The sequence below is a fragment of the Sporosarcina sp. P34 genome, from assembly GCF_002743375.1.
GTDB lineage: Bacteria > Bacillota > Bacilli > Bacillales_A > Planococcaceae > Sporosarcina.
In genome coordinates, this window is sequence record NZ_PDZC01000001.1 from 622,342 (window position 1) to 635,353 (window position 13,012).

14 protein-coding genes are annotated in these 13,012 nt (G+C 42.5%); all 14 read left to right on the forward strand.

What is annotated here, in order from left to right; genetic code table 11:
* Positions 1 to 9: 9 nt before the first annotated feature.
* The 14 genes from CSV63_RS03295 to recN all read left to right on the forward strand — a co-directional run bounded on the left by CSV63_RS03295 (position 10) and on the right by recN (position 13,004).
* Positions 10 to 432 (forward strand): hypothetical protein, encoded by a 423-nt coding sequence (locus CSV63_RS03295; RefSeq protein WP_099672189.1) that lies wholly within the window; start codon positions 10 to 12, stop codon positions 430 to 432.
* Complete coding sequence (locus CSV63_RS03300; protein WP_099674856.1) at positions 419 to 970, forward strand: SpoIIIAH-like family protein; 552 nt, start codon at positions 419 to 421, stop codon at positions 968 to 970. The genes CSV63_RS03295 and CSV63_RS03300 overlap by 14 nt, the downstream gene beginning before the upstream one ends.
* A 279-nt stretch (positions 971 to 1,249) precedes the next feature.
* Positions 1,250 to 1,759, forward strand: a complete 510-nt coding sequence (gene accB, locus CSV63_RS03305; protein ID WP_099694536.1) for an acetyl-CoA carboxylase biotin carboxyl carrier protein — start codon at positions 1,250 to 1,252, stop codon at positions 1,757 to 1,759.
* 13 nt (positions 1,760 to 1,772) lie between these two features.
* Positions 1,773 to 3,119 carry an acetyl-CoA carboxylase biotin carboxylase subunit gene (gene accC, locus CSV63_RS03310; RefSeq protein WP_099694537.1) on the forward strand — a complete coding sequence of 449 codons (1,347 nt, stop codon included), beginning with the start codon at positions 1,773 to 1,775 and terminating at the stop codon, positions 3,117 to 3,119.
* 16 nt (positions 3,120 to 3,135) lie between these two features.
* Complete coding sequence (locus CSV63_RS03315) at positions 3,136 to 3,522, forward strand: Asp23/Gls24 family envelope stress response protein (RefSeq protein WP_099637498.1); 387 nt, start codon at positions 3,136 to 3,138, stop codon at positions 3,520 to 3,522.
* Between the two features lie 521 nt (positions 3,523 to 4,043).
* Positions 4,044 to 4,418 carry a transcription antitermination factor NusB gene (gene nusB / locus CSV63_RS03320; RefSeq protein WP_099694538.1) on the forward strand — a complete coding sequence of 125 codons (375 nt, stop codon included), beginning with the start codon at positions 4,044 to 4,046 and terminating at the stop codon, positions 4,416 to 4,418.
* 78 nt (positions 4,419 to 4,496) lie between these two features.
* Positions 4,497 to 5,366, forward strand: coding sequence for a bifunctional methylenetetrahydrofolate dehydrogenase/methenyltetrahydrofolate cyclohydrolase FolD (gene folD / locus CSV63_RS03325; protein ID WP_099630068.1), 870 nt, complete (start codon positions 4,497 to 4,499; stop codon positions 5,364 to 5,366).
* Positions 5,367 to 5,429: 63 nt separating this feature from the next.
* The gene (xseA, locus tag CSV63_RS03330) at positions 5,430 to 6,779 is read left to right on the forward strand and encodes an exodeoxyribonuclease VII large subunit (protein WP_099694539.1); all 1,350 of its coding nucleotides are present in this window, start codon (positions 5,430 to 5,432) and stop codon (positions 6,777 to 6,779) included.
* Positions 6,780 to 6,781: 2 nt separating this feature from the next.
* Positions 6,782 to 7,024, forward strand: coding sequence for an exodeoxyribonuclease VII small subunit (gene xseB, locus CSV63_RS03335; protein ID WP_099694540.1), 243 nt, complete (start codon positions 6,782 to 6,784; stop codon positions 7,022 to 7,024).
* Positions 7,017 to 7,901, forward strand: a complete 885-nt coding sequence (locus tag CSV63_RS03340) for a polyprenyl synthetase family protein (protein WP_099694541.1) — start codon at positions 7,017 to 7,019, stop codon at positions 7,899 to 7,901. Before xseB ends, CSV63_RS03340 begins: the two co-directional genes overlap by 8 nt.
* A 142-nt stretch (positions 7,902 to 8,043) precedes the next feature.
* Positions 8,044 to 9,942 carry a 1-deoxy-D-xylulose-5-phosphate synthase gene (gene dxs, locus CSV63_RS03345; RefSeq protein WP_099694644.1) on the forward strand — a complete coding sequence of 633 codons (1,899 nt, stop codon included), beginning with the start codon at positions 8,044 to 8,046 and terminating at the stop codon, positions 9,940 to 9,942.
* On the forward strand, positions 9,939 to 10,760 hold the full coding sequence (locus tag CSV63_RS03350; RefSeq protein ID WP_099694542.1) for a TlyA family RNA methyltransferase: 822 nt from the start codon (positions 9,939 to 9,941) through the stop codon (positions 10,758 to 10,760). The genes dxs and CSV63_RS03350 overlap by 4 nt, the downstream gene beginning before the upstream one ends.
* 77 nt (positions 10,761 to 10,837) lie before the next feature.
* Positions 10,838 to 11,287: a transcriptional regulator AhrC/ArgR gene (gene ahrC / locus CSV63_RS03355; protein ID WP_099694543.1), complete on the forward strand. Its 450-nt coding sequence runs from the start codon at positions 10,838 to 10,840 to the stop codon at positions 11,285 to 11,287.
* Between the two features lie 16 nt (positions 11,288 to 11,303).
* A complete protein-coding gene (recN, locus tag CSV63_RS03360) occupies positions 11,304 to 13,004 on the forward strand; it encodes a DNA repair protein RecN (RefSeq protein ID WP_099694544.1) in 1,701 nt (566 codons plus the stop codon).
* Positions 13,005 to 13,012 lie beyond the last annotated feature (8 nt).

The following is a 13,012-nucleotide window of genomic DNA, read 5'->3' on the forward strand; positions in this document are numbered from 1 at the left end:
TGATGGAACTTGGAAAAGCCCACAGGGAAACCCCGATTGATCATGATCGGTTTGATGGTTATGGTGTGTAGCGTTTTATACATCACCAGTACGGCGAATGTAGGAGGGGAGAAACAGAAAAAAGAAGAGAAGCGCATGCTGTCAACACTTGAAGAAACACTTGAACAAATGGAAGGGCTAGGGAAAGTGAAAGTTTATTTTCATTACGATGAAAAAGAAGAAGAGAGCCCGTTAGCCAATTATTTTTCCGCTTCATCCAATGGGAAAACTCAATCACCTTTGCAAGGGTTGCTCGTTGTAGCGGAAGGGGCAGACGATCCGGCTGTACGAAACGGACTTTCACAACTCTTAGCCAACGTCCTACAATTGCCTGAACATCGTATCGTCATCGTGGAAATGAAGAAAAGGGGGAATCAACATGAAAGCCAATAAACGAACAGTTTGGTTTTTAACTTTACTCAGTCTAGTCGCAGTGATTTCAATCTACTACGTGAAGAAGGAAGCGCCGATGCCGTTTGATGGGATCGCGATCTTCACGAAAGAAACAAAGGACGCAACGAATTTACTCGAAAAGGAAGGCAAGTCGGAGGAAGTGAAACCGGTCTTTGCTGAATCGTATATTTTCCAGGATATGCGTATGGAAGTCCGTAACGAACGCAGCGAGACAGTGCAACAGTTGACAGAGAAGATGACGTCTTCTGACTTTACGGCCGAACAGAAAAATGAAATTTTTAATGAGATTGCGGCGTTACGAAAAGTAAGTTCGACAGAAGCGTTGATGGAAATGCAAATCGCAGCACTTGGGTACCCAGAAGTGTTTGTCCGTGGAGATGGTGATCGGGTGAATGTGACAGTGTTATCGAATGAAAGCCACTCACCGAAAATGGCGGATGAGATTACACAGTATGTCATGTCGAGTTGGGATGGCGCGCAAACCGTCAAAGTGGATTTTGCGCAAACAAAAGAATAACGACAGGAGGAAGTCCATGGGGCTTCCTTTTTTACATAGTGAAAATTAAGCTTTTGAAATAGGGGAAACAGATAATTGGAATGATACGCTTATAGGTAAACTCAATAAAATTACTAGATAACACATCATCGATTTATCGAATAAATTGTCACAAGATTTGCAACTAACCGGTATTTTTCAAGAATAATAGGATAATTTGTGCCTTTGCTATTCCATATTTCCTGTAAAACGACTATCATAGTATACGATAGCAAGAAAATTTAGTTAGGAGAATGAGATATGTTGAAAATTCAAGAAATCCGAGAAATTATTAAGCTTATCGATCAATCATCTATCCAGAAGTTTTCATTAGAATCAGATGGAGGGAAGATTAAATTAGAGAAGAATGGTGGACAAGCCGTGACAACGGTTACAGAAACGCCACAAACACCACAAGTTGCACCAGCTCCAGTTCAAGCACCAGTGGAAACTGTAGAGGTAGCGGTAGCTCCAGCACCAGCACCAGAAGCACCGGCAGCTCCAGCGGCTGAAGTGGCAACTGACGAAACACTACACAAAATCACTTCCCCTATGGTTGGAACATACTACCAAGCTTCATCACCAGACGCAGAAGCATACGTTAAAATTGGTGATAAAGTAACAGCTGAATCCATCGTTTGTATCGTAGAAGCAATGAAATTATTCAACGAAATTGAATCAGAAGTACAGGGTGAAATCGTTGAAATCTTAGTGCAAGACGGTCAACTTGTGGAATACGGACAGCCTTTATTCCTTGTTAGAGAAAACTAAGGGGGAGTAACTAATGAAAAAAGTATTAATTGCAAACCGTGGAGAAATTGCTGTACGGATCATTCGTGCATGTAAGGAAATGGGTATTAAAACAGTAGCGGTCTATTCTGAAGCAGATGCAGAGGCGCTACATGTGCAACTAGCAGACGAAGCAGTTTGCATCGGACCACGTCTATCTACAGACAGTTATTTGAACTTCTCAAACGTTATCAGTGCTGCAAAAGCAACTGACTGTGACGGGATCCATCCTGGTTATGGTTTCCTTGCGGAGAACGCGAGCTTCGCAGAACTTTGTGAAGAAGTAAATATCGAATTCATCGGACCCACAGCGGCAGCAATTTCTAAAATGGGTACAAAAGATGTGGCGCGTAATACAATGGCATCTGCAGGAGTTCCAATCGTTCCTGGTTCTGATGGCATTGTGGATGACGCAGATCATGCACTCGAAATTGCAAAAGAACTTGGATTCCCCGTGATCATCAAAGCAACTGCTGGTGGGGGCGGTAAAGGAATTCGTGTAGCACGTGATGAAGATGAGCTAGTAAATGGCGTGAAAATTACACAAAAAGAAGCGGCTGCGGCATTCGGTAACCCAGGTGTGTATATTGAGAAATATATCGAAGTATTCCGTCACGTAGAAGTTCAAGTGCTAGCGGACAAATACGGTAACACGGTTCACTTAGGTGAGCGTGATTGTTCTATTCAACGCCGTATGCAAAAACTAGTCGAGGAAGCTCCGTCTCCTGCATTGACTCCTGAACTACGCGCGGAGATGGGTGAAGCGGCTGTTAAAGCAGCTCAAGCGTGTAACTATCGCGGTGCAGGTACTGTAGAATTTATTTTTGATCATATCAATCAAAAGTTCTATTTCATGGAGATGAATACACGAATTCAAGTGGAACACCCTGTAACAGAAATGATCACAGGAATCGACTTGATTCAGCAACAGCTAAAAGTAGCTTCAGGCGAAGAATTAGCATTTAAACAAGAAGATATTCAATTCAATGGTTGGTCTATTGAATGTCGGATCAACGCAGAAAATCCTGAAAAGAACTTCATGCCTTCACCTGGTAAAGTTACCATGTACTTACCTCCTGGTGGCTTAGGTGTACGTGTTGACTCAGCAGTGTACCCAGGCTATACGATTCCACCGTTTTACGACTCAATGGTCGCAAAGCTGATTGTTCATGCGGATACGCGTGAGCAAGCGGTCGCTCGGATGAAACGTGCACTAGACGAGTTCGTGGTCGAAGGCGTTCATACAACGATTCCATTCCACACGAACTTAATGGATGACGAAATATTCCAGTCTGGTGATTTTGATACAAAGTTCTTAGAAAAGTATGACGTCATGAAATAATTGGAGGAGAAGTGTAATGGCTGATAAAACAAATGCATCGTTTGTCGGAATGACACCATCTGGAGATGCCGCACTTGGACGAGTCCAACTCGCACCAGAAGTACTCGAAGTCATCATTGGTATCGCCACGTCAGAAGTAAGCGGAGTGATTGCTACCCAAGGGAATTTCGCGTCAGGTGTTGCGGAGAAGTTGGGGAAAGTGATGTACGGAAAAGGTGTGAAAACCGAATGGGTAGACGAAGGATTAAAAATCGATGTGTATTGCATTATTGAGTATGGCCATTCCATTCCTACGATTGCGACGAAGATTCAAAACGAAATTCGCCAAGCGATTTTGAATATGACTTCTCTTCAAACACATGAAGTGAATGTCCACATAACAGGCATTCATTTCGAAGACTGAGTGCGTCTAATTGAATGAGCGGTTCACCGAAGACACCCCTACTCAAGACAGTAGGGGTTGTCTTCGGTTTTTTGTTTCGAGATATAGGATGAGACGAATTTTGATATGATGGGCAATGAGCGGATACAAATGGCGATAGAGCGCTTGACGTCTAGGTATGAGCGGATGCGGTCTTGGATAGAGCGGGTGTCGCAGAGCGTAGAGCGGATATGCAAGGACTATGAGCGCGTAGACGAATTAATGAGCGAAACTCACATTATCCTTACTTGTTATTTACAAATAACACTTCAACTGACAATAAAAAGTTGACTAGCGATGTAAAGTTCTATAAGAAAGTGTCCGTCCGACTCGTTGATCACGGTGCTTTCCTCTTTACCAATTATTGCGGGCTCAAATATTTATGAACTTATTGACCGGAAATGTTAACGGGTGACATAAAATCGCTTGATTCCACTAGTTCTTTTCCTGCATTTTGTGCTATCATTAGGTTTTGAAGATGAGCGGTAGAGGAGATAACAATTATGAAACGAAGAGAAGCACGTGAAAAAGCAGTTCAAACACTGTTTCAGCTAGACAATAGTGAGATGAACGTGGACGAAGCGATCGGTTATATTGTGGAAGCACCACTGGATTCATTTTATGAACAACTAGTTCGAGGCACAGCGCAACACTTGACAGAAATCGATAGTGAAATCACAAATAAATTGGAAAATTGGACCATCGACAGATTGCCAAAGATTGAAAGAACCGTTTTACGATTGGCTGTCTATGAACTCCTTCATAACGAAGAAGTTCCGAATCGGGTCATTATGAACGAAGCGATTGAGCTATGTAAGACATTTGGTGACGAAAAGTCAGGTCGTTTTGTTAATGGGGTACTTTCTAAATTCCAATAACCGCAAACGTCTCTACTAGTAGCAAGTTTGAGCTCGATAAACTTTCATTACAAATAAAAAAAGTTTGGTGGGAAAATCATGTCTAGTAAAAAGATTGATGGTAAAGCGATAGGGCAGGAAATTCGGAATGAATTAAAAGAAGAAGTCGCTTCTTTAATCACACAAGGAGTGCAACCTGGACTCGCTGTTATTTTAGTGGGAGAAAATTCAGCATCTGAGACGTACGTAAAAAACAAAGAGAAATCGAGCAAGGAAGCCGGTATGAAATCCGTGCTGACTAAATTGCCTGAAACTGTGTCGGAAGAAGATCTTCTACATGAAGTAGAGAAACTCAACCAGGATGAGACGATTGATGGTATTTTGGTGCAATTGCCGTTACCGAAACATATTGATGAAAACAAAGTGATCCGCGCGATTAGCCCCGAAAAAGATGTCGATGGCTTCCATCCGATGAATGTCGGGAAAATGTTGATCGGTCAAGAAACATTTTTGCCATGTACACCTTATGGTATTATGCAATTGCTTGAGCGTTCCAACGTAGATATAGCAGGCAAGCACGCCGTAATTATCGGTAGAAGTAATATTGTAGGAAAGCCGATGGGGCAACTTCTCTTGCAAAAAGATGCAACAGTGACGTATTGTCACTCCCGTACGGAAGATTTGAAGAAATTCACGCAACAAGCGGATATTTTAATCGTCGCAATTGGTATAGCTAAATTCATTACAGGGGATTACATCAAAGAAGGCGCAGTGGTAATTGATGTCGGTATGAACCGTGATGAAAACGGTAAGCTATGTGGAGATGTGGATTATGAATCAGCTGAAAAACAGGCAAGTGCTATCACACCTGTACCAGGCGGAGTAGGTCCCATGACGATTACGATGTTATTGAAAAATACCGTCGAAAGTGCGGAAAAAAGATTAAAGGTACGTACAGAAAATAAGTAATTTTGAACGAGAGACGCTCTTTTGGGGCGCCTCTCTATACATAAAAGGGCAGGTGATGGAAACATGTCCAATCAAACTTTTTTAACCGTTCAAGCGCTAACGAAATATGTCAAACGTAAATTCGATGCTGATCCACATTTACGTAACGTCTATGTAAAAGGTGAATTGTCGAACGTTAAGCTTCATCCGTCCGGACATATTTATTTCACATTAAAAGACGATAAAACAAGAATTCAAGCAGCTATGTTCCGTTCCCGTTCGAACACACTTCAATTTAAGCCTGAAAACGGAATGAACGTTCTGATCACAGGTGATGTGACCGTATTTGAAACAGCGGGATCGTACCAGCTCTATGTACACACAATGGAGCCAGACGGTATTGGAGCGCTGTATCTAGCTTTTGAACAGTTGAAAAAGAAGCTTCAGCAAGAAGGCTTGTTTGAAGAAAGATTTAAGCAACCTATTCCACAAGTACCACAACGAATTGGCCTCATTACAGCTGAATCAGGTGCTGCGCTGCGTGACATGTACTCGACGATCAACCGACGATTTCCAATGGCGGAGATGTATCTGTTCCCAGCTCTCGTGCAAGGCCGCACAGCCGTTCCATCCATAGTGAAAGCGATTGAACAAGCGAATCGCATGGCGAATGTCGATGTATTGATTGTTGGCCGTGGTGGGGGCTCCATCGAAGATCTGTGGGCATTCAATGAAGAAGACGTAGCACGTGCTATTTTCTCCAGTCGGATTCCGATCATTAGTGCGGTCGGACATGAAACCGATACGACGATTGCAGATTTTGTGTCGGATTTACGTGCACCGACGCCGACTGCGGCAGCTGAAATGGCCGTGCCGGATCAGCTTCAATTATTCCAATACTTGAAAAATCAGCAACGTTCGATTTATCTGGCAGTCCAGACCTTACTAAACCAGTTGAATAAGCGATTAGAAACGGCACAAGCGTCTTATCCGCTCCAATATCCGGAACGATTATATCGACCATTCATTGAGAAGCTCGACAACTTGGAAGAACGCTTGCAACGCGGCAGTGAAGCAATCGTTCAGGGAAAACAGATGAACTTTGATCGTTTATATGCAGGTTTTCAGTACTACACACCGATTCGACGCATCCAACTAGAACAACAACAGACGAAACAGCTGGAAATGCGTTTGAACCGAGCTGCAGAACACACCATTAAACAGCGCCAGCAACACTTCGTAGCATTGATGCGCATGATGCAAGCCTTGAACCCGTTACAAGTAATGGAGAGAGGTTTTTCAATCGGTTATAAAAATCAGGAAGTGATAAAATCGATTCACGATGTAGCAAACGGAGATCGAGTGACGCTTCAATTAGCGGACGGATCTATTTCCACTATAGTGGAAGAAATCATTCCAAAGGAGGTCGAGTAAGGATGGCAGAAGAGAAAAATATGCAATTCGAGCAAGCAATGCACCAGTTAGAAGAAATTGTACAGAAGTTGGAGGATGGTGAAGCACCTTTGGATGACACGATTACGTTGTATAAACAAGGGATGGAGCTCTCAGCTTATTGCCAGAAGAAATTGCAAAATGCAGAACAACAATTGATTCGCATGATAGATCAAGAGGGTAATGAATCCTCATTTGACCCAACAGCAGGTGAGCCGAATGAATAAGAAATTACAAGCATTTGTCGATGAAATGATTCCTAAAATTGAACGTGAATTGACGAACCAACTGGCGAAGTCCGATATTCCTAACGTGTTGCACGAATCGATGATGTATTCAGTAGACGCAGGTGGCAAACGGATTCGGCCGTTATTGGTTATGGCTGTTTTATTTGATATGAAAAAAGATTCAGTGGATGCAGTAAAAGTGGCGTCTTCTGTCGAATTGATACATACATATTCATTGATCCACGATGATTTACCATGCATGGATGATGATGATTTTAGAAGAGGAAAACCTACGAATCATAAAGTGTACGGTGAGGATATAGCGACGCTCTCGGGTGATGCGATGCAAGCAATGGCATTCCAAGCGCTTGCAGATCTTCAGGAAACACCACCCGCAGCAGCAATTGAGCTCGTCGGATTACTGGCGAATGCTTCGGGCGCACAAGGAATGGTGAAAGGACAAGTCCTCGATATGAAAGGCGAACAGCAATCATTGCCTTTAGCAGAATTGGAAGAAGTACATATTCATAAAACAGGCGCATTACTCTCATACTGTATTGAAGCGGGTGCTGTGCTAGCACAGGCTACTGATGAACAGCGCGAGCAACTTCGCCGATTCGCTCACAACATTGGATTGGCTTTCCAAATTCAAGATGATATTTTAGACGTGACAGCAACTACCGAGCAGCTCGGCAAACCAGCTAACAGTGATACGTCAAGCGAAAAGTCCACATATCCTTCATTGCTAGGGTTAGATGGGGCTCGCGAACAATTAAAAGCACGTCATGAAGAAGCGTTACATGCGTTGCAGTCCATTGGCTTAGGGGAGTCTATGTTGCAATTGTTGGCAGATTACATTATTGAGCGAAAAATGTAATTTGGAACCGTTATATTTGTGTCGCACGTTGTTACTGTTATAATGTAGAAAACAAACAGCAACTACTTGGTCGAATGAACAGGAAATAGTGCGAATGAGCAAATAGAAAGACCTACTTACTTGATGAAGGTGTGTGATCATGATGGATCTAACAAAGATTACCAATCCATCTTTTATAAAAGAGCTCGATAAAAACCAGTTAGAATCATTGGCGGCAGATATTCGTCATTTTCTAATTGAAAATTTATCGGTTACTGGCGGGCATATCGGACCGAATTTGGGGGTTGTCGAATTAACGATTGCATTGCATAAAATTTTCGACAGCCCAACCGATAAGTTTATATGGGATGTAGGACATCAGTCATATGTCCATAAAATTCTTACAGGTCGTGCTGGCGAGTTTGACACGCTTAGAAAATATAAAGGATTGAGCGGATTCCCGAAGATGGCGGAGAGCATACATGATGTATGGGAAACCGGCCATAGTTCAACATCTTTGTCAGCAGCTATGGGAATGGCTGTGGCACGAGATATTAAGAAAGAAAAAAGTTTTGTCATCCCGATCATTGGTGATGGCGCTTTAACGGGCGGTATGGCACTTGAAGCATTGAACCATATTGGACACGAGAAGACGAATATCACGGTCATTCTAAATGATAATGAAATGTCTATTGCACCAAATGTTGGCGCATTGCACTCGATTCTTGGAAAATTACGCACAGCTGGCAAGTATAATAACGTAAAAGACGAACTGGAATTCCTTTTGCGTAAAATCCCAGCAGTAGGCGGTAGAGTCGCAACGGCTGCGGAACGTGTGAAAGATAGTTTGAAGTATTTAGTAGTGAGCGGAATTTTCTTTGAGGAGCTCGGATTCACGTATTTGGGACCGATTGACGGCCATGATTTTGCAGAATTGGAGCGTTCACTTCAATATGCAAAGAAAATGGAAGGACCGGTATTACTTCATGTGATTACGAAAAAAGGTAAAGGCTATAGTCCAGCCGAGTTAGATAAAATCGGTACATGGCACGGTACGGGACCCTATAAGATTGAAACTGGAGATTTTGTAAAATCCCCCGTTAATGGCCCTGCTTGGAGTGGGTTGGTTTCTGAAACGGTTCGCAAGCTTGCGAGAGCTGATCGACGTATTGTCGCGATCACTCCGGCTATGCCTGTAGGATCGAAACTTGAATCTTTCGCAGCAGAGTTCCCGGATCGTTTCTTCGATGTAGGGATTGCGGAACAACATGCGACGACTATGGCTGCGGGACTTGCAGCGACTGGAATGAAACCGTTCCTCGCGATTTATTCAACATTCCTGCAACGTGCATACGATCAAATGTTGCATGATATTACGCGCCAGAAGCTCAATGTCTTCGTCGGTATTGATCGTTCAGGACTGGTTGGGGCTGATGGAGAAACACATCATGGTGTATTTGATATCGCATTCTTACGTCATTTGCCAAACTTAGTCATTATGATGCCGAAAGATGAAAATGAAGGCCAACACATGGTGAAGACAGCTATCGATTACGATGAAGGTCCGATTGCACTTCGTTTCCCACGTGGCAATGGATATGGTGTTCCGATGGATGAAGAACTGCATACGATTCCAATCGGCACTTGGGAAGTGTTGCAAGAAGGTGAAGATGCAACGATTTTGACGTTCGGTACAACAATCCCCATGGCATTCTCGGCTGCTGAACAATTGAAATTACAAGGCAAAAATGTCGCGATTGTGAATGCGCGTTTCATTAAACCGATGGATACGAATTTACTGGATGAACTATTTGCTAAAGGTAAACCCATCATTACAATCGAAGAAGCTGTTCTTGCTGGAGGATTCGGCAGTGGGGTGTTGGAGTATGCAGAGCAAGTGGGTCATACAGGCACCATCTTTGAGAGAATCGGTATTCCGGATGAATTCATTGAACACGGTAGTGTCGATAAATTACTTGCCGAAGTCCATATGACACCTGATCACATAGCGGAAGTGACAGCAGCGGCTATTCAACAAGCAGCGGAAAGAGCGAAAGTATGAGTACATCCGTGAAAAAAGAGAGAGTGGATTTATTGCTAGTAGAGCGTGGATTGACTGAATCCCGCGAACAAGCAAAACGATCTATCATGGCCGGGCTTGTTTACTCTGATACTACAAGAATTGAAAAAGTGGGAGAAAAAATTGCAGTGGATGCTCCATTGACTGTAAAAGGACCCGCGATTAAATATGTAAGTCGTGGTGGCTTGAAACTGGAAAAGGCGTTAATGTCTTTTCCTATTTCTGTGAAAGAAAAGATTGTCATAGATATTGGAGCTTCCACAGGTGGCTTCACGGATTGTGCACTGCAAAACGGTGCCAAACATTGTTATGCACTGGATGTTGGGTATAATCAACTTGCCTGGAAAATTCGGCAGCATGAACAAGTGACAGTGATGGAGCGGCAGAATTTCCGTCATGCGACGGTTGATTTATTTACGGAAGGATTACCGGAAGTCGCGACAATCGATGTTTCATTCATTTCGTTATCCTTGATTTTACCAGCACTTAAAAATATCATTGTGCCGGGCGGACAAGTGGTGGCGTTAGTGAAGCCTCAATTTGAAGCTGGCAAAAAGAAAGTCGGTAAAAAAGGGATTGTCCGTGATCCAGCAATACATCTAGAAGTATTGGAGAAAATCGCATTGATGGCAGCGGCGGAAGGGTTTTCCGTTAAAGGTGCTACGTATTCGCCTGTTACGGGTGGAGAAGGCAATATTGAGTTCTTGTATTATTTAGTAGCTGAAGACGGAGCAAAGCCTGATTTTACTACAGAAGATTTCAATCAATTGGTCAAACAGGCACATAATGATTTAACATAACGCGCAATGAGTTGCGCGTTTTTTAGATGATTAGTATAATTTTGTTTATGGACTCAACAGAATCGGAGTGAATTCATTTGAATAAAGGACAACGACATCTACGTATTAGAGAGATTATTACGAACAATGAAATAGAAACACAAGATCAGCTAGTCGAGAGCTTAAAAGCCGCTGGGGCCGATGTCACGCAAGCGACGGTTTCGCGTGATATTAAAGAATTGCATTTGATTAAAGTACCTTCACCTTCAGGTAACTATAAATACAGTCTCCCTCCTATCCATCGCTATAATACGGAAGAAAAATTAAAGCGTATGCTTGAGGATGCGTTCGTTGGCATCGACAGTGCCAGTCATTTTATCATGTTGAAAACGCTTCCCGGTAATGCGCAAGCGGTTGGATCGCTTGTCGACAACTTGGACTGGGATGAAATGCTTGGAACCATTTGCGGTGACGATACGTGTTTGATCATTTGTCGTGAAGAATCTCAAACAGAATACGTCAAAGATAAATTATTAGCAATGCTATAAGTGAGGTGAGGTTTCTTTGTTAAGCGAACTTTCGATTAAAAACTTTGCTATTATTGAACAACTTGAAATCGCATTTGACGATGGACTAACGGTGCTGACTGGCGAAACGGGTGCTGGGAAGTCCATTATCATTGATGCTGTTCAGCTGCTCGCAGGCGGCCGGGGTTCACAGGAATTCATTCGCCACGGTGCAAAAAAAGCTGAGCTTCAAGGACTTTTCACCATCGATAAAAATATTGAAAATGTAACAGAGAAATTGACTGAATTTGGTATTGATACGGAAGAAGGTATCGTGATTTTACGCCGGGATATAAGTGCCAGCGGGAAATCTGTTTGTCGCGTTAATGGTAAACTCGTGACAATTGCTATATTGCGTGAGATTGGGGCATTGCTGATCGACATCCATGGACAACATGAAAACCAAGAATTAATGAATGAAAAGCGTCATATTCATTTGCTAGATTTCTTTATTGGGGCTCCGATTGAACGTTCCCTGTCTACATATACCGAATTATATGAGAAATATAAAAAACTTCAGCAACTCATTGCGGCGAAAACACAAGATGAACAACAAATCGCGCAGAAAATCGATTTATACAAATTCCAATTAGAAGAAATTGATGCAGCGAATTTACTGATCGGTGAAGAAGAAGCATTGGAGTCTGAACTTGTAAAGCTCCAACATTTTAACCGGCTATTTGACCGCTTAAATACTTCATATGAAGCATTGTCTCTAGAGTCGCATGGACTCGATTGGGTTGGCAATTCGATGAGTGATTTAGAAGAGGCAGCTTCCATTGATGAAGATCTTAAAACACTGTCCGAAACAGTAAATTCTTCATTTTACGCACTACAAGATGTTTCGCATGATTTAAAACGAATGATCGATGGTATGGAATTCCAGCCAGATCGATTAGAAGTTGTCGAAGATCGATTAGCGTTATTTTTGACATTGAAACGAAAGTATGGGAAATCACTTGAAGATATTTTGATTTATCGCGATAAAATTGCGGATGCACTCGATCAATTGGTCAATCGTGACGAAAGATTGCATCAAAACCAAGAATTATTAGCACAATACGTAAAAGATCTTGAAATAGAAGCGAAGGAATTATCAATCATTCGAAAAAAAGCGGCACTGTCTCTTGAAAAAGGAATTGAAGAGCAGTTGAAGCAGTTGTATATGGAAAAGGCTACATTTAAAGTGCAGATTCACCAAAAACAACCTTATCAATTCGATGCCAATGGATTTGATGAAGTCGTATTTATGATTTCCACAAACTTAGGAGAACCGCTCAAACCTTTGGTACGAGTGGCGTCTGGTGGCGAATTATCCCGAATGATGTTGGCGTTGAAAACGATCTTTTCTCAACATCAAGGTGTTACATCGATTATTTTCGATGAAGTGGATACCGGAGTCAGTGGACGCGTAGCACAATCCATCGCGGAAAAAATTTCCATGATATCCAGCCATTCACAAGTGTTATGTATTTCGCATTTACCGCAAGTGGCTGCGATGGCAGATCATCATTATCTCATCAAAAAAGAAGTGCATGATGGTCGTACCACTACAGCGATTCATGACGTCATGAAAACAGAACGTACGGAAGAATTATCCCGCATGCTGTCGGGCGCGGAAATTACGACATTGACGCTTCAGCATGCTGAAGAACTTTTAGTTTTAGCGGATCAACGTAAAAAGGAATTCCGCAAATAAAGTATGTA